The 15,659-nt window shown below is 59.9% G+C and carries 13 protein-coding genes; 7 read left to right on the top strand and 6 right to left on the bottom strand.

Annotated features, from left to right (window positions below):
• Window positions 1-2 precede the first annotated feature (2 nt).
• The 5 genes from CO667_RS22225 to CO667_RS22245 form a co-directional block, all read right to left on the bottom strand.
• On the bottom strand, window positions 3-830 hold the full coding sequence (locus CO667_RS22225; protein WP_097620415.1) for a glycoside hydrolase family 16 protein: 828 nt from the start codon (window positions 828-830) through the stop codon (window positions 3-5).
• Between the two features lie 50 nt (window positions 831-880).
• A complete protein-coding gene (locus tag CO667_RS22230; protein WP_097620416.1) occupies window positions 881-2,362 on the bottom strand; it encodes a lipopolysaccharide biosynthesis protein in 1,482 nt (493 codons plus the stop codon).
• 80 nt (window positions 2,363-2,442) lie between these two features.
• Window positions 2,443-3,687 carry a glycosyltransferase family 4 protein gene (locus tag CO667_RS22235; RefSeq protein WP_097620417.1) on the bottom strand — a complete coding sequence of 415 codons (1,245 nt, stop codon included), beginning with the start codon at window positions 3,685-3,687 and terminating at the stop codon, window positions 2,443-2,445.
• The gene (locus tag CO667_RS22240; protein ID WP_097620418.1) at window positions 3,684-5,030 is read right to left on the bottom strand and encodes a glycosyltransferase family 4 protein; all 1,347 of its coding nucleotides are present in this window, start codon (window positions 5,028-5,030) and stop codon (window positions 3,684-3,686) included. The genes CO667_RS22235 and CO667_RS22240 overlap by 4 nt, the downstream gene beginning before the upstream one ends.
• Window positions 5,030-5,767, bottom strand: a complete 738-nt coding sequence (locus CO667_RS22245; protein WP_097620419.1) for a Crp/Fnr family transcriptional regulator — start codon at window positions 5,765-5,767, stop codon at window positions 5,030-5,032. The genes CO667_RS22240 and CO667_RS22245 overlap by 1 nt, the downstream gene beginning before the upstream one ends.
• Window positions 5,768-6,242: 475 nt before the next feature.
• On the opposite strand from CO667_RS22245, the gene CO667_RS22250 reads away from it, so the two are divergent.
• From CO667_RS22250 to CO667_RS22270, 5 genes are all read left to right on the top strand, one after another.
• Window positions 6,243-6,944 (top strand): sugar transferase, encoded by a 702-nt coding sequence (locus tag CO667_RS22250; RefSeq protein ID WP_097620420.1) that lies wholly within the window; start codon window positions 6,243-6,245, stop codon window positions 6,942-6,944.
• Between the two features lie 134 nt (window positions 6,945-7,078).
• Window positions 7,079-8,836 (top strand): tyrosine-protein kinase domain-containing protein, encoded by a 1,758-nt coding sequence (locus CO667_RS22255; RefSeq protein WP_097620421.1) that lies wholly within the window; start codon window positions 7,079-7,081, stop codon window positions 8,834-8,836.
• Window positions 8,833-9,855 (top strand): glycosyltransferase, encoded by a 1,023-nt coding sequence (locus CO667_RS22260; protein ID WP_179874194.1) that lies wholly within the window; start codon window positions 8,833-8,835, stop codon window positions 9,853-9,855. The genes CO667_RS22255 and CO667_RS22260 overlap by 4 nt, the downstream gene beginning before the upstream one ends.
• Window positions 9,856-9,859: 4 nt before the next feature.
• Window positions 9,860-11,239 (top strand): polysaccharide biosynthesis/export family protein, encoded by a 1,380-nt coding sequence (locus tag CO667_RS22265; RefSeq protein ID WP_097620423.1) that lies wholly within the window; start codon window positions 9,860-9,862, stop codon window positions 11,237-11,239.
• A 74-nt stretch (window positions 11,240-11,313) separates the two neighbouring features.
• On the top strand, window positions 11,314-12,783 hold the full coding sequence (locus CO667_RS22270) for a hypothetical protein (RefSeq protein WP_097620424.1): 1,470 nt from the start codon (window positions 11,314-11,316) through the stop codon (window positions 12,781-12,783).
• 146 nt (window positions 12,784-12,929) lie between these two features.
• On the opposite strand, the gene CO667_RS22275 is transcribed toward CO667_RS22270, so the two are convergent.
• The gene (locus CO667_RS22275) at window positions 12,930-13,229 is read right to left on the bottom strand and encodes a hypothetical protein (protein ID WP_097620425.1); all 300 of its coding nucleotides are present in this window, start codon (window positions 13,227-13,229) and stop codon (window positions 12,930-12,932) included.
• 304 nt (window positions 13,230-13,533) lie between these two features.
• Between CO667_RS22275 and CO667_RS22280 the strand changes: the two genes are divergently transcribed.
• Together CO667_RS22280 and CO667_RS22285 are read left to right on the top strand one after the other, a co-directional pair.
• The gene (locus CO667_RS22280) at window positions 13,534-14,448 is read left to right on the top strand and encodes a glycosyltransferase (protein ID WP_097620426.1); all 915 of its coding nucleotides are present in this window, start codon (window positions 13,534-13,536) and stop codon (window positions 14,446-14,448) included.
• Between the two features lie 132 nt (window positions 14,449-14,580).
• Window positions 14,581-15,603, top strand: a complete 1,023-nt coding sequence (locus CO667_RS22285; RefSeq protein WP_097620427.1) for a glycosyltransferase family 2 protein — start codon at window positions 14,581-14,583, stop codon at window positions 15,601-15,603.
• Window positions 15,604-15,659 lie beyond the last annotated feature (56 nt).

Consider the following 15,659-nt stretch of genomic DNA (forward strand, 5'->3'; position numbering starts at 1 on the left):
GTTCAATTCGCCGCGTCGACGGGCTTCCGTTTGTAAACGTGAATATAGTCGACGAGCAGGATCGAAGGGTTCGGCGTTTCATCGATCGGCCAACCCGAGCCGAGCGCCAGATTCACCAGCGGATAAAACGGCATGTGGAACTCCTTCGGCGTGTCGAAGCTCCAAATGAACTGACGGTCGAAGTAGAAGCTCGTCTTGTCAGCCTGAATATCGACGCCGTAGGTGTGATAGTCGCTGTTCAAAATTCCGTCCTGGACCTTGTTCCAATAGCCGCCGGTGGAGTTCTGGCCACCCTGGCTCTGACGCCAGATATGGAAGCCCATGCTGAATTCGTAGGGCGCGCGTCCATAATATTCCAGGACGTCGATTTCGGCGGTGTATTTCGTCCGGTCGAGCCCGATGAGCCAGAATGCCGGCCACACGCCCTTGCCCGGCGGCAGCTTCATTCTGGCTTCGAAGTAGCCGAACTGCTGCGAGAACCCTTCGCCTTTCGGGTTCACCGACGACAGCAGACCCGAGCGCCATGTGCCATCGGCCTCTTTGCGCGCCTCGATCTTCAGAATTCCCTGATCTGTCGTAAACGGAAAGCCGGGGACCGGATCGGTGAAACGGGCATCACCGAAGTCGCCGTTCCAGGGCGTATGGGCGATCCAGCGGGAGCTTTTCTCTCCCCAGGCCGAAACGTCGAGACTGTCGAAACTCTCCTCGAACGTCAGCTGGTATGCATTGATATTGAGCGGTTCCTGGGCCACACTCGGTCGGCCCGGCAACGCCCCCAGACCGAGAACGACGAGCAAACCCAGAGCCTTAGAAGATATTCCGTATCGCATTCCGCTCCTCCGAAAACGCCAAACCAATCGTTGGACTGCACTTGTCTCGATCATGAAGTGAGAACCCCGTTTCGTCGCGGCATGAGCCTTTGGACGATAATGGTCTCGATGCCGTCAGCTCTTCCCAGAATCTGCCACACGAGCAGCGCGAAAGCCCAGAAGATCGCCGCTGCCGCCCCGCCGCAAAGCGCCAGGCCGACGACAAGGTTGAGGCCGACAGGTATGGCGGCGAGCATCGGCTCCACCCAGAGCAGGAAAGCGATCATCGGTACGCTCGCGGCCAGCGGCCGGCAAAACGAATTCAGCTGTGCGGCAAAACTCGCGCCGATCAGCCGCCGCGTGATGACCAGCGATGCGCCATAGGCGACGAGAACTGCCACGATCCGCGCGCCGAGCGCGCCCGCCACCTGAAAATAGGCGATGCCAAGGACGGTGACCGGAGCCCTGACCGCGAACTCGACAAACATCCTGAGAGCGACATAACGGGTATTGTTCATCACCATGGCCAATGGCGGCATCATGTTCGTGGGAAGGCCGAGCAGGCTGACAAGGCACAGCCATTGCAGGATCGGCGCGGACGATGCCCATTTCTCGCCGACGAGGATCCGCACGGTCGGCTCGGCAAGAAGAGCAAGCGCAATGAGAATCGGCGCCGCCACGAAGGTGATCGCATTCGTCGCCTTGAGATAGGCGGCAACCAGGTTGCGGCGGTCTTCGACAGTGGAGAATGCCGCCATCAGCGGACGCAGCAAGGGGCCGACGAAGGTCTGATATGGAATACCGGCGATATTGTCGGCGACGCTGAAGGCGCCAAAGGTCGACAGGCCGGTAAAACGCGGCAGCAGCAGCCGGTCCAGCTGCCAATTGATCGAGTTCAGCACCTGCGACACGGTATTCCAGCTGATCATGTCCTGAAAATGCTTCCATTCGGAAAGGCTGAATGTCGGCCGCATCGGCGCAAAGACGTAGGACGTGATCATCGCCGCGGTCGGGCCGGCGACCGCTCCGATCGCCAGCCCCCAATAGCTGCCTGTTGCCACAGCTACCCCTACCCCGAACAGCAATGTCGATCCCTTGGCGATGAGATCGAGCGCGAATTCACGTTTAAAATCGAACCGCTGCATGAAAAGAACCATGCGCGGACTGATCGTGCTGCGCATGGCAGGCGCGATCGAGAGAACGGCGACAAGGGCGAAAAGCCGGGAATCGTCGTAGATCAGCGCCATCGGCCAGGAGATGATCATCATCAGCAGGCTGATGGCGAGCCCCCTCAGCAGGCTGAGGGTGAAGGCCGTGGCAAACATCTCGTTCGAAGGCGACGGCTGGCGCATCAGGGCCTGCGTCAACGGCAGGTCCAGGATCGCCTCGACGATGACCAGCACCGAGGTCGCGATGGCGACCAGGCCGAAATCCGCCGGGCTCAACAGCCTTGCCAGCACGAGCAGGCTGACGAAATCGAGCATCCGCGCCAGGAACTTTCCGCTGATGGTCCAGATGCTCGCCGTCGCCGTCCTCTCAGATACGCTTGACATGATTTATTTATCTATTCCTCGTCGAGGGTTTGAGATGGCTTCGGTCGCGGCGGCGGGGCAGAGAACTCCGCTCCTTCCCGTCAACCCGCCCGTCTTCTGAAGACGTCTGCGGATCGGTCGCCGTGGCTGGACAATTGTTGCTCGATGAGGCCGGAGAGACGATCGCGGAATACGGCGGAGGAGAATTTCAGCGAGTGCGCGCGGATTGCATGCGGATCGATATCGTCCTCGACCTCCTCGAATGCTGCCATCGTTTCCAAAAGAGCTTCCGTCGTCTGCTCGGCGAAGCGAAAGCCGACCTGCGGCGAGGACACGGTTTCCCTGGCGCCGCCGGCGTCGAAAGCCAGGACCGGCCGCCCGGATGCCATGGCTTCCACCGGCAGGATGCCGAAATCCTCCGTGCCTGGAAACAACAGGGCGCGGCATCGCGACAGGTGGTCGCGCAGCACGTTGAAAGGCTGATGACCGAGAAACTCGACGGTCGGTCCGGCGATCGATTTCAGATAGGGTAGTTGTTCGCCCTCGCCGATCACGACCAGCTTCCGCCCGGCCTCGGTGCAGGCGCGCACCGCAATATCCGGCCGCTTGTAGGTGGTCAGCTGTCCTGCATAGAGGTAGAATTCGCCTTTGCCCTTCCCCAGCGCAAAATCGTCGGTGGCAACGGGCGGATGGATGACGATGGATTCCCGGTCGTAGAAGCGGCGAATGCGGCTTGCGACATAATCGGAGTTGGCAACGAACACATCGACGCGCGAGGCGGTCGTCACGTCCCAGGCGCGCAGCATCGGCGCGGTGATCGACATCAGCGTGCGACCCACCCAGGGAAGGCCGTGGCGATAGACATGGAACTGATCCCAGATATAGCGCATCGGCGAATGGCAGTAGCAGACATGGAGAGCGTCGGCCCGCGTGATGATGCCCTTGGCAGGCCCGGATTCGCTCGACAGCACCAGATCGTAATCCTGCAGGTCGAATTGCTCGAGCGCGAAGGGCATCAGCGGCAGCATCTTGGTGTAATGCCGCTGCGCACCGGGGATCTTCTGCAGGAAGGAGGTGCGGATGTTCCGCGTCTTCAGAAAATCGCTGATGCGATCCGGGTTGCAGACCAGGGTGAAGATATCGGCCTGCGGAAACATGCGGCACAGTTCTTCGACGACCTTCTCGCCGCCGCGCATCGAAACGAGCCAATAATGCACGATAGCGACGCGAAGCTGCTTGGCGTCGCCTGCGCTTCCGGCCGCGGCGACGCGTCTTTTCGCCACCACAGGCGCATCGCCGAGAAAGGCTCGCGCGTCGGGAAGAGAGGTTGTTGCTTTAAGGGTCAACTGAATACTCCTTGTCTCGTCGCACCGTCTGTCAGTTCGGCAACCAAATTCGTCGAAATCAGGCTGTGATATTCGGCAAGAAGCGCGTCGCGCCATTCCTCGTGTGCCGAGGCGAGATCCGGCGACTTCAGGAAAGCCCGCTCGCTCATGGCGCGGATCTCTTGCCTCGACATCCGGCTAAATCGTGCCAAAGTCTCGGCGAAGGCGCTTTCGTCGGCCGTATCGCAGGCAAGCGCCATGCCGGCTCTTTCCATTTCCTCGGCGAGAAAGGCGCTGCGCGACATGATGACCGGCAGACCGCTTCTCGCCGCTTCGATAGCGACGAGGCCGAACGGCTCGGGATAGCGCGAGGGCATCAACAGCGCCCGCGCCTGGCGGATGGTCGGGCCGATCTCCGCATGCGACTGCCAGCCGAGGGCCCTGACGTGATCTCCCGACGCTCTGACCAGCGGCATCAGCGGCCCATCGCCGATCACGCAGAGCCTGGCGCCGGCTCTGCGCACGGCAGCTATGGCGTCCTCCACGCCCTTCTCTTCGTCCAGCCGCCCGATGAAGACGAACTCGTCATTGGCCTCCGCCTCGATGCGTTTGATCGAGAGGGGCGCGACGGGATTGCGGATCGTCGTCAGCCGTTCGGGCCGATAACCGGCGCCGACGAGAAAGCTCGCCATCTTCTCGTGCAGCAGGATTATCCGGCCGAAATCGGCCTGATCCTTCAAGAGCCGGAGGATATTGGAGCCGCGGGCGACCCGCCACAATTTGTGCGAATAACTTCTCTTGTCGCAGGCCGTCGCAATGCAGCTTCCGCCGAGCGGCCGGCGCAGGCAGATCTCCTGCGCCTGGTAGTCGAAGAAGGCGCCGTTGGGGCAGGCCGTGAAGAAATCATGCGCGTGAACCACGCATCGTCCGGCGACCGGCGCCAGCGCTCTGAAAATCGCGGGAGACAGGATCTGGTGCCAGCCATGCACGTGGTAGACGGTGTTGGCGGTATCCTTCGCAGCAATCCAGTTCGCGACCATGCGGACGGCGGCGCCGTTGTGAATGCCGGTGACAAAAGCCTTCGCACGCTCGGCGCTCAGCAGGTCACGGCTGTTCAGTCCGACCATCGAGACCCCGAGCGCGACAAGCTCCGCATTGGCGGCGTCGTCCCCGCAAATATAGGTCACGGGGATGTCGAGCCCGCGGAAAAGCTTGGCAGACAGCACCGCCAGGCCTGTCGCACCGCCTCTCGCCACCGAATAGTCGTCGATGATGACCACGCGATCGATCTTTGTCGTGCCGGGGCCGGGCAAGCGGCCGGCGTTTGCGGTGGATCGCATGGCTTGGGAAAGCGACGGGCGCATCACTTCACCGAAACCGCGCCGTTGGCACAGGCTTCCAGCGCCTTGCGGTTGAGAATGCGGATCTTGCCCTGCCCTCCGTCGATGATCTTGCCTTCCCGCAGGCGCCGCAGGCATTGATTGACCTTCTCGCGCGACGCCGGCAGCGTTGCGGCCAGATCATTTTGCGAGATGATCAGCTCGTCCCCGCTGTTTGCCGCGTCTTTTCCATAAACAGCAGACAGCCGCAGCAGCGTGCTGGCCAGCCTCGACTGCAGGCTCGACGCCGCATTCGCAATGATCCGGAGCTCAAGCTCCGAAATACGCGCCAGCGCCCTGGAGAAGACCTTTTCGCGAAAGCAGGGATCGCTGGCATACATGTCGCGCAGCAGGCGCCCCTCGAAGAAATGCAACTCGCAATTGGAGGCAGCCCGGTATTCGAGGCTCAATGTCTGCCTGCGCAGAACCTCGAGCTCGCCGATCAGACCTGATTTCGGGATGATCTCGACGATGAATTCTCTGCCGTCGGGCAGCATCGTGCTGGCGCTGACCACCCCCGCATGCACGCGAGCGAACATATCGATCAGGACGCCGGCTCCGGCGATGACCTCGCCGCGCCGGAAGCGCCGGACGCTCGACCGGCAGGAAAGGAATTCATCGTCGAGCACTATGCGGCTGCCGAGATGAATGCCGCCGCTAGCCGAAACCGCCGCCTTGCCGATGCCGACCCTGCGATCTGATGCGTGTGTCACCCCATCCATGCGCATAACTCCGAGTACTCGAATGACCATAGGCAATGCTGCACTGCATCATTTATATTGGCTCAATATGCAAGTCAAATAACATCGCTGATATATACGATAAAACAAAGTCTACATTTGATTTAAAAAGAAAAAAATACATCAAATCCCGGATTCAAAAACTCAAATACACCAAAGAACGGTCAATCTGATTGAAGAAATGTGCTTATAAAGCGGCACTATGCATTAAAATAATGCAATATCTGAATTGATGATATCAAAGATATAAATGAATCTCAGTTGAATAATCACCTCTAACTAGTTTATGTCGCGATTTAGAATGATAATAAGTTAATCCAGACCCAGTCAAAATTCTCTTCTGCTGTTTTAGTAGCATAAAGAATTTATTAAGGATTATGACCTTGGTAACAGACAACCAGAGTGCGGCGCAGCAAAGTTTGAGCGGTTCTTAATCGGAAAGTTTTGGAGACCCCCGATGGCATGGGAAGCACATAGTTTCGAGGCATGGTCACGTGCCGGGCAGTCTGCGAAAGGCGGCGACCTCCATGCCTCCCAGCCTCGTGCCGCGGGCAGATCGTCCAAGCGCGCGCTCGATTTCCTGATGGCGATCACCGCCCTGATCCTGCTTTCCCCGCTTCTGCTGCTCGTCGCGATGATCGTGAAGTTCGCCGACCGCGGCCCGATCTTCTATTCCCATACGCGCATCGGTTTCGGCGGCGTGCCGTTCGGATGCCTCAAGTTTCGCACGATGAAGACCGATGCGAGCGCTCAGCTTGCCGAATTGCTGCAAAACAATCCGGCGGCGCGCAGCGAATGGGAAGCGACGCGCAAGCTGAAGGATGATCCGAGGATCACGGCCGTCGGCGAGATCCTGAGGCGATCGAGCATTGACGAGCTTCCCCAGTTGTTCAATGTCGTACGTGGCGAAATGAGCCTGGTCGGCCCCCGGCCGGTCACCGCCGAGGAATTGCCGCGCTACGGCGAGCATATGTGGGCCTACATGGCCGTCCGTCCCGGACTGACCGGTCACTGGCAGACCAGCGGGCGCAACGATGTCAGCTACGAGCATCGGGTTTCCCTCGACGTTCACTACATCAACAACTGGTCGCTCGGCCGGGACTTCGTCATCATCGCCAAGACCATTCCCGCTCTGTTTACCCAGCGTGGCTCCTACTGAGCATTGAAGGGGAGAGCTGCCGATCATGCCCGACATCGGAAGACACGTTACTCCCCCGTCCCTTCCAAGCTGCAAGTACCTGATCACCCGGTACCTGGTTACTCCGTGATATCGCCATTTTGGATTAGGACAACATGACCTCAAGCACGATCTTCAGTGGTGTTTCTCCGCTATCTCTGCCTGCCGCAACCACTGGCGGGAATTCACCGCTGACATTGCGGGATATGTTCTTCTTTCTCAGGATGCGCTGGCTGTGGATCGTGGCGACGACGATCGCCTTCCTCGCAGTGGCAGGGAGCTACCTGCTGACCGCCGACCCGACTTTCGTTGCCAGCACGCAGCTCGTGATCTTCCCCCAGGTGAGCGGCTCCGAAGCACAGAGGGCTTTCGCGGAAGACGCATTCATAGAGGGGCAGCTGGAAATTGCCAGATCCAGCGATGTCGTCGGCGGAACGGTAAGGGCGCTTAGCCTCGATACCGACCCTGACTTTGTCGATCAGACGCCTTCGCTGCAGGACAGGGCGAAGAACTGGCTGATGGGGATGTCTTCGGAACCGGATGTACCTCAGGAAACGGCAGCCGCAGCAACGCATGAAAGACGACCGCAGACGGAGCAGGAGCGGATCTACGACCGGGCGATCGCGACGCTGGCGAACATGGTGGGAATACGCCGGATCGGCAGTTCGACGATCATCGAGATATCGGCTTCGGCGTCAACCCCTCAGAAGGCCGTCGACATCGCCGACATGCTCGCCAAGCAATATATCCAGAAGAATATCTCGATGAAGGCCAACGCCTCGCGGCAATACAGCGAATGGCTGGAGAAATTCGTCAGTGAGCAACAGCGTGGACTGGCCGAAGCTGCCAGCGCCCTGGCCAGCTTCACCAGCAATCCGCGCGATCAGTTCAAGCTTGCCGAGTTGCAGAGCGCGACGGATGCTCGCCGCACCCTCTATGAAAATACCTTGAACCAGCTGACCGAAGCCAGACAGCGCATCACCTACCCGGTATCCGACGCCACGATCGTCTCGCGGGCCACGCTGCCTCTTTCCAAGGCCAGACCACGCAGCGCGCTTGTGTTGGCCTTTGCGGTGGCGGTTGGTCTCGGCGCCGGCCTGGCGCTCGCCATGATAAGGCATGCTGGCGATCGCCGGATCGTCCGCCCCCATCAGATCACGGAAGCCGCTGGCTTGTCCCTGGTCACTTTGCTGGAGACATCGAAGCAGACCCGGAATGGACACCCCCGGCATTTCCTCGCCGCCGGCACGGGCAGCAACACCGCAGCCGCCTATCCCGCTATTCCAGGCATGGCGGAACTAAGCGCAACCGTCGTCGGCCTTCGACGCAAGCGCCGGGTCGTCATTGGGGTCGTCGCCGTCAATCCCGGCGGCGGGGCATCGACCATCGCATGCGAACTTGCCGTGCTGTCGTCGATCTCCGGGGCTCAGACGCTGCTGATCGATGCGGCCGCGCAGAAATCCTCGCTCAGCAAATCGATCGCACCCGATAGTTCCACGGGCCTCGTTGATGTTCTCGACAATGGCGAACTGATCCGGGCGGCGGCATTGCCCCTCACCCCGACGCTGAAATTCCTTCCCCTCGGCAAGGTCGAAGCGGTGACGCCGGCCGTTCGCCTGAGTTCACGCCGCACACAGTTGAGCTTCGCCGACCTGAAAAAGGAGTTCGACGCCATATTCGTCGACATTTCCGCATTCTCCGCTTCGCCGGATGCCAATGCGATTGCGCCGGAGCTGGACGGAGTCCTCGTCGTCACCTCACACGGGCGCAGCTCGATCGACGACACCATGCGCGTCATCGACACCCTGCGCAATGTCGGCGCCGAGATCCTCGGCGTGATCATCAACCACGCACCGAAGAGAATGCAGTCATGACCTCGACTTCGGCAGCAGCAACCAGGCAGGACGGTTCGGTCAGGCCGACGTCTGTTCCTTGCGGCCCTGAAGCCGCGCGCGCGCGCGGGCGCCGCCCATTGCGAATTGCCGTGGGGATAGCTTCGGCAGGCCGCCCCTCGATATTGCGGGAAACGGTCGATTATCTCCTGAGCCTGCCGGATCAGGCGGAGCGGCTGATCGTCTGCGTGCCCGTGATCGACGATGCTGCCGGGCTCGCCGACCGCCCCGACGTGGACGTCATCGTCGGCAGCCGTGGCCTGACCTCCCAGCGCAACAGGATCATCGAGGCCGCTGCGGCCGATACGGATATTCTGATCTTCCTGGACGACGACTTCATCCCCGCCTCGACCTTCCTGTCGCGGATTGCCGCCGTCTTTGCGGCAAAGCCCGACGTGGCGATCGCCACCGGCGAAGTCCTGGCCGACGGCGTCCTCGACGGCGGCCTCAGCATGTCAAAGGCCTTGCAGGTTCTCGAAACCGCCGGCGAAGGCGCCGAAAAGGTGACAGAGGTCTATAATGCTTACGGATGCAACATGGCGGTTCGCCTTGCATCCGTTCTCGAGCACGGCCTGACTTTTGACGAGCAGCTGCCGCTCTATGGCTGGCTCGAGGATGTCGATTTCAGCCGGTCCATCGCCCGCTACGGCAGGTCGGTGCGTATCGAAGGCGCCCGCGGCGTGCATCTCGGCGTCAGATCCGGGCGCCAGCCCGGTCGAAGACTCGGTTATTCGCAGGTTGCCAATCCCGTCTATCTGATCCGGAAAGGCACGATGTCGAAAGGCCGTGCTATCGCACAGATCGGCCGCAACATCCTGGCGAACGCGTCGGGCCTGTTGTTCAAAGACCGCCTGGTCGACCGTTGGGGCCGTTTGAACGGCAATGTGCTGGCGCTGTCCGATCTTCTGATTGGCCACGCCTCTCCGTCCCGCATTCTCGAATTCGGCAATCCGTCGCCGCGCGAGATGCCTTCGCCGTCGATCGCAACGAAACGGAGATAGATCAATGCAGCCTACATCCTGGTCCGATCGCCTCGTCTCCGCGGCACTCGCTTTGCTGGCATTCTGCTGCCTGACCGGCTGGAGCGTCGCCCATGCGCAAACATTTACCCTCGTAGCGGAAGACAAGGTAAGACTGCGCGTCGTCGAATGGCGCTCGTCGGATTCCCGCTATGCCAGCTGGGAAGCGCTCGACGGCGTCTATACCATCGACGATACCGGCGACCTGTCGATCCCGATCGCAGGCCATGTACAGGCAACCGGAAAGACGACCGAAGAGCTCGCCGATGCCATCGCCGGCGCACTGGCCGAAAAGGCCAACCTTCCCGGCAAGCCATATATCGCCCTGGAAATTGCCGAGCATGCACCGATCTTCGTGACCGGAACCGTGCAAACTCCCGGGCGCTATGCTTTTGAACCCAATATGACCGTCATGAAGGCCGTCAGCATCGCCGGCGGCTTCCTGCGGGAACGCGAGGACAATACCTATTTCGAGCGCGACCGGATCCAGGCTGCCGGCGCCTACCGAACGGCCGTTCTCAACCGGCGCGATCTCTTGATGCGGCAGGCGCGGCTGCGCGCGGAGATCGCCGGCGAGCAGAGTTTCGAGATCCCTGCCGAACTCTTGGGAACGGCCGATGTGGACAGGCTGAAGGCACAGGAATTGAACCTGATGCGGCTGCGGCGTGTCGATATCGACAGCCAGATCGAAGCGGCAAACGACCTCACCCGTCTCTATGGCCAGCAGGTCGAGTCGCTTGCGGCCAAGATCAGCTCGCAAAAACGGCAGATCGACCTTGCCCAGAAGGAACTTGATAACGTCAACAACCTGATGAGCAAGGGCCTGATAAGCAATTCCCGTCAGGTTTCGGTCGACCGCTGGGTGGCGGATGCACAAGGCACCCTGATCGATCTCGAAGTCGCACTGACTACGGCCCGTCAGGGCCTCAGCGAAGCCGACCGTTCGAAGATCAACATCGTCAACAGGCAGAACAGCGAAAACCAGGAATTGCTCAACCAGGTCAATCTCGCAATCGGCAGGGCGGCGATCGATATCCAGGTGGCCCAGCTTCTGGGCGAACAGGCCGGCTACGACGCCCAACTGGCCCAGATCAATACCGACGCGCCGGGTCTCGGCAGAGCGCAGAAGAACTACAGAATCGTGCGTCGTAATGACGACGGGACCTCTCGCACCATCGCGGCGGACGAGCAAACCGCATTGCTGCCGCACGATCTCGTCGAGGTCGGCTTGGACACGAATGTTCAGGCGCCATCTCCGCCGCCGCAGACCGCACCGCAGAAACAGAGCTCGACAGACCCATCGTCCGTTGTGGCCGGGGATAATCGGCCGGCCGCCGGCTGGATATCGCCGACAGGATCGAATTAGGAGGCGGCTGTGATTATCGACGACATCGGCGGCTTTCGCCTCGGCCGCTCACTCTCCGGAACGGGATCTGAAGCATGTCGATAGAACCGATCGGTTTCATCGTTCTGTTGCTCGGCGTGCTCAGCGTGGTCAACGGCGCGCGCTTTGCTATTACGATCCTCTGCCTGTCGACGCTGCTGGGAGCCGCGGCGGCTCTGCAATTGCCGGCGCTCGGCGGCAGCAGCATCCAGCCAAGCCATCTTCTGGTACTCTTTCTCGTTGTCGCAGCGCTGCTGCGCCCGGCTCAAACGCAGGCCGCCCTGGCCAGCCTCGCCTATCCGGGTCCCGGCTTCTGGTTTGCCGCCTACATCCTGTTTTCCGTAGCATCGTCTTTCTTCCTGCCCCGCATCTTTGCCGGCGCGACCCTCGTCTACTCCTCGGCACGAGACGCCTCGGGCATGATGTCGACAGTGGCCGCTCCGCTGTCGCCGGGTTCGTCCAATCTCAGCCAATCCGTCTATCTACTCGGCGACCTCGCCTGCTTTGCCGTCGTCTCGGGGCTTGCGAGACTCGGATATGCCCGTTTCATCGCACAGCAGTTGATCGTCGCGTCGATCGTCTGTTTTGTCCTGGCGTTGATTGATATCGGAACCTTCCTGACCGGTCAGTCCTACCTGCTCGATGTCATCAGGAATGCGAATTATACCATGCATACGGCCGAAACGATCAGCGGCTTCAAGCGCATCGTCGGCGCCTTTCCGGAAGCGAGCATGTACGGCGCCGTCGCACTGGCTTATTTTTCCTTCACGCTCATGCTGTGGCTGGAGCGTGTTGAAAGCCGCATGGCGGGACTTGCAACGCTTTTCATCGGCCCGACGATCGTCCTCTGCACGTCGACGACTGCCTATATTGCCGGCATGTTCGTTGTCTGCATGTTCGTGCTGTTCTGCCTGAAACGACTGATCGGCGGCCCGGCCACGACCCCGCATGTTACACTGCTGGTGATCACGCTGTTCCTGATCCCTTGCGGCATCGTTGCCCTGAGCCTTGTCCCCGATGCGTGGGATTCCATCGTCGGCCTGGTGAACACCACGCTCTCGGACAAGCTGCAATCGCAATCCGGCGAAGAACGCACCGCCTGGAATACGCTGGCATTGATCGCATTCGTCGATACCGCCACCTTCGGCGCCGGGCTCGGCACGGTTCGCGCCTCGAGTTTTATCGCTGCATTGCTTTCCAATGTCGGATTAACAGGCACTCTTCTCTTCGCCACCTTCCTGTACAGCCTTGTAAGAGCGTCCGGCCGGCACATATCAGGCAATCGGCAGACGCACGCAGTCGGAAACGCCGCGGTCATGGCATCGATCGGCCAGGTCGCCTCGGCGGCGATATCGGGAAGCGGCACCGATCTCGGCCTTCTGTTCAGCACCACGGCGGGCCTGGCGGCCGGGTGCCTGGCGGTAACCAATATCTCACCGCGACGCGCAACCCGATGGCTTGTCAACCGGCCCCCGCTGGAGACATCGACCTCTCTGATGAGAGCGCCGATGGTGTCGACACGATGATGCCCGCGCTCGAACTCCGCCCCGGCGCGGATTGGTCTGATCACAGCATCGGCGTGTCCGCGCTGGGCCGGAGCCGGCCGGCCGCGTCGTATCTTTCAAGGATCGCGGCTGGAAACAGCCCGTCTGCCGAGGACTCTAGGTCAATATCAGCCTTGCTGGCGCTCGCTGGTGGTCGCGACACTGTCTGCGACGGAATTATTTTGCCGCAGCCTGGCACTGCGGCGCAAAAGCCCCGACACGAACACACCTGCCAGATAGCCGATTTCCATGAGCACGAGGATGGCGAAACCGGAGAGGATCGCCGCGATCACGGAAGACCCATTGGCAAAAGCCACACTGCCGAAGCCGATTGCCACGAGGAATGCAAAAATTGCGAAAGCCCAGGCACGGATGGAGGCCCCGGCGGCGATCGAAATTGCGACTGCCACGACTGTGGTGATCAACATGGCAATCCCCCTTCCCTCTGCATTCCGACAAGGATCCCGGCACCGATGGTCGTACCGCGAAACAAGATGTCGAAACACAGCCTGGTGACAGGCAAGGCACTCTTCATGGTGAATATCTCAACAATGAACACACATAAGCCGCCGACGGCCAGATCCGATTCAGCCACGCCCGGACTGGACGCGGCTATATATACCGAACGGGGCCTTCATATGACAGACCCATCGGCTCAATTCACAATCGTCCCCTCGACGGGAACGACAATGCCGGCTCATTCGTATTGCGCACAATCGGAAGGATGATGACATGAACAATCAGTGCGTCGTCTACGTCACGGATGTCGAGTATTCATTTCCGACTATTCTCTCCGCACTTCAGGCTCGCAAATTCGCAAGCCCCGCAACCGATGTCTGCGTCCTCATGTCGGAACATCTCGATAATTTCGAAGAGCTGAAAGCCCTGCTTGCAACGAGCGGGGTCGACTTGATCGATGCGACGGAAGCGCTGCAGGACTCGCTCGGCAAGCTCGACGGATCGCATTTCCAGGGACGCATCAGCGTCAGCACCATGGCCAAGCTGGTCCTTTGCGAGATCCTGCCTGTCAACTATACTCAGATCATCTACCTCGATGGGGATACGCAGATCGTCAGCGATCTCGGGAGGCTGGAAAATGCCACTGTGCCCGAGGGCAGGTTTTTCGCGGCGCGCGATTACACCGCGATCCACGACTTCCTCGACACTGGAAAGAGCAGCTACTATTTCAACGCAGGGGTCCTAAAATTCCATCGCAACGGCTGGATCGGGCAGGAGGCGCTTGAGCTTTTTGCTAAAAACCCCGAGGCCTGCGAGGGCAAACATGATCAGGGCGCATTGAATTATGTCTGCGGTTCATCGCTCATCCTCGTTTCGAACCGCTGGAACTTTCCCAAACAGTTCCTTCATCTGGTGAACATGTCCTCCTTGTCGATTGTCCATTATATGGCGCATCCGAAGCCGTGGCATGGCACTTTCTTTCCTTGGACCGATAGGGAAAGCCAAGTCTACGTCGACCTGCGCAAAGCACATCCGATTTACAGCGCGCTGTATCGCGGAATAAGCTTCGACCGTAAGATGCTCTATAAATACCGATCGATACGAGCCCGCATCGAACACGCAATTGAGAAAGACGGACCCCATCCACGGGTCCAGAGCTTGCTGGTCGGCGGCGACTACGCCGTATAATGGTGTGTTGTTGGTCAGACCTGAGGATTGTCCGCGTGAGCGATGTCGGGATTGCCGGTCGAGCCGTGATTGCCGGCGGACGCGCAACTATTCATCCATTCATCCCAGAATGGATAATGTTCAGGACAGAATATGAGTTATAGCGCCTCCGCCGCCAGTATCTCGCATTACCTAAAAGCCCGCCTGCGCCGGGGGCTCAAGGCTCGGCAGGTTCGCTACGACGCGCTGCGCGACGGGCTCAAGCAGGCGCGTCACGTCGTCATCTGCGTCATCCGCGACGAGGGGCACCGGCTGGCATTCTTCCTGCAGTATTATCGCGATCTCGGCTTCGAGCACTTCATCTGCATCGACAACGGCTCGACCGATGGCACGGTGGAATTGCTGTCCAGCTTCGATGATGTCTCCCTTCTTTCGGCTCACGGCTCCTACAAGGCGGCGAGATTCGGAAACGACTGGATCAACGAAGTCATCAACCGGCACTGCCGGGAGAAATGGGTCCTCTATGTCGATGCAGACGAGTTTCTGGTCTATCCGCATTGCGACACACGGCCGATCGATCAGTTGACCGCCTATATCGATTCCACCGGCGGCCATTCGCTGCGCTCTGTCATGATCGACATGTACAGCCCGCATCCCGTTCTTGAAAACATATGCGAGCCCGGCCGCAATCCGCTTGAGGTCTGCAATCTCTTCGACCGATCCGGCTATGTCGCGCATTTCGACAAACGCAACTGGACGATATGGATCAAGGGCGGCGTTCGCGGGCGCGTTTATTTCCACGACCGGCTCTGGGACGGCCCCGCGCTCAACAAGATCCCGCTCGTCTATATCAAGGGTGAACGTCTTTTTCTCAAGTCATCACACCAGGTCTGGCCGCTCTCTCTCAATCTGGGCGACATGCACGGAGCGCTCGGAGTGTCCGGCGCACTTCTGCATTTCAAGTTCCTGTCGACCTTCGTGCACAAGGTTGCCGACGCGGCGCACCGATCCCAGCACACGGAGGAATATACCGTATATTCCTCGAGCAAGGACATGGACGACTTCGTCTATGACGATACGGGCACTTACAGAAGCTGGAAGGACCTCTCCGATCACGGGCTCATCCAGGGTGAAGGGTGGAAATACTGGAGGAATGCGTCGGAGAGCGAGGTCTGACGCTTGCAACCGCTTGGGTTAAGGGGATTGTCAGAATTTTCCGCTGTTCCCTCATT

Source organism: Rhizobium sp. L43, assembly GCF_002531725.1.
In the GTDB taxonomy this organism is placed as follows: domain Bacteria; phylum Pseudomonadota; class Alphaproteobacteria; order Rhizobiales; family Rhizobiaceae; genus Rhizobium.

Excerpts from the sequence above, each read along its gene's own strand:
- CO667_RS22260 (WP_179874194.1), top strand. The coding sequence starts at position 8,833 with ATGACCTCGACTTCGGCAGCAGCAACCAGGCAGGACGGTTCGGTCAGG.
- CO667_RS22250 (WP_097620420.1), top strand. The coding sequence starts at position 6,243 with ATGGCATGGGAAGCACATAGTTTCGAGGCATGGTCACGTGCCGGGCAG.
- CO667_RS22270 (WP_097620424.1), top strand. The coding sequence starts at position 11,314 with ATGTCGATAGAACCGATCGGTTTCATCGTTCTGTTGCTCGGCGTGCTC.
- CO667_RS22240 (WP_097620418.1), bottom strand. The coding sequence starts at position 5,030 with ATGCGCCCGTCGCTTTCCCAAGCCATGCGATCCACCGCAAACGCCGGC.
- CO667_RS22275 (WP_097620425.1), bottom strand. The coding sequence starts at position 13,229 with ATGTTGATCACCACAGTCGTGGCAGTCGCAATTTCGATCGCCGCCGGG.
- CO667_RS22255 (WP_097620421.1), top strand. The coding sequence starts at position 7,079 with ATGACCTCAAGCACGATCTTCAGTGGTGTTTCTCCGCTATCTCTGCCT.
- CO667_RS22280 (WP_097620426.1), top strand. The coding sequence starts at position 13,534 with ATGAACAATCAGTGCGTCGTCTACGTCACGGATGTCGAGTATTCATTT.
- CO667_RS22245 (WP_097620419.1), bottom strand. The coding sequence starts at position 5,767 with ATGGATGGGGTGACACACGCATCAGATCGCAGGGTCGGCATCGGCAAG.
- CO667_RS22265 (WP_097620423.1), top strand. The coding sequence starts at position 9,860 with ATGCAGCCTACATCCTGGTCCGATCGCCTCGTCTCCGCGGCACTCGCT.
- CO667_RS22225 (WP_097620415.1), bottom strand. The coding sequence starts at position 830 with ATGCGATACGGAATATCTTCTAAGGCTCTGGGTTTGCTCGTCGTTCTC.
- CO667_RS22285 (WP_097620427.1), top strand. The coding sequence starts at position 14,581 with ATGAGTTATAGCGCCTCCGCCGCCAGTATCTCGCATTACCTAAAAGCC.
- CO667_RS22230 (WP_097620416.1), bottom strand. The coding sequence starts at position 2,362 with ATGTCAAGCGTATCTGAGAGGACGGCGACGGCGAGCATCTGGACCATC.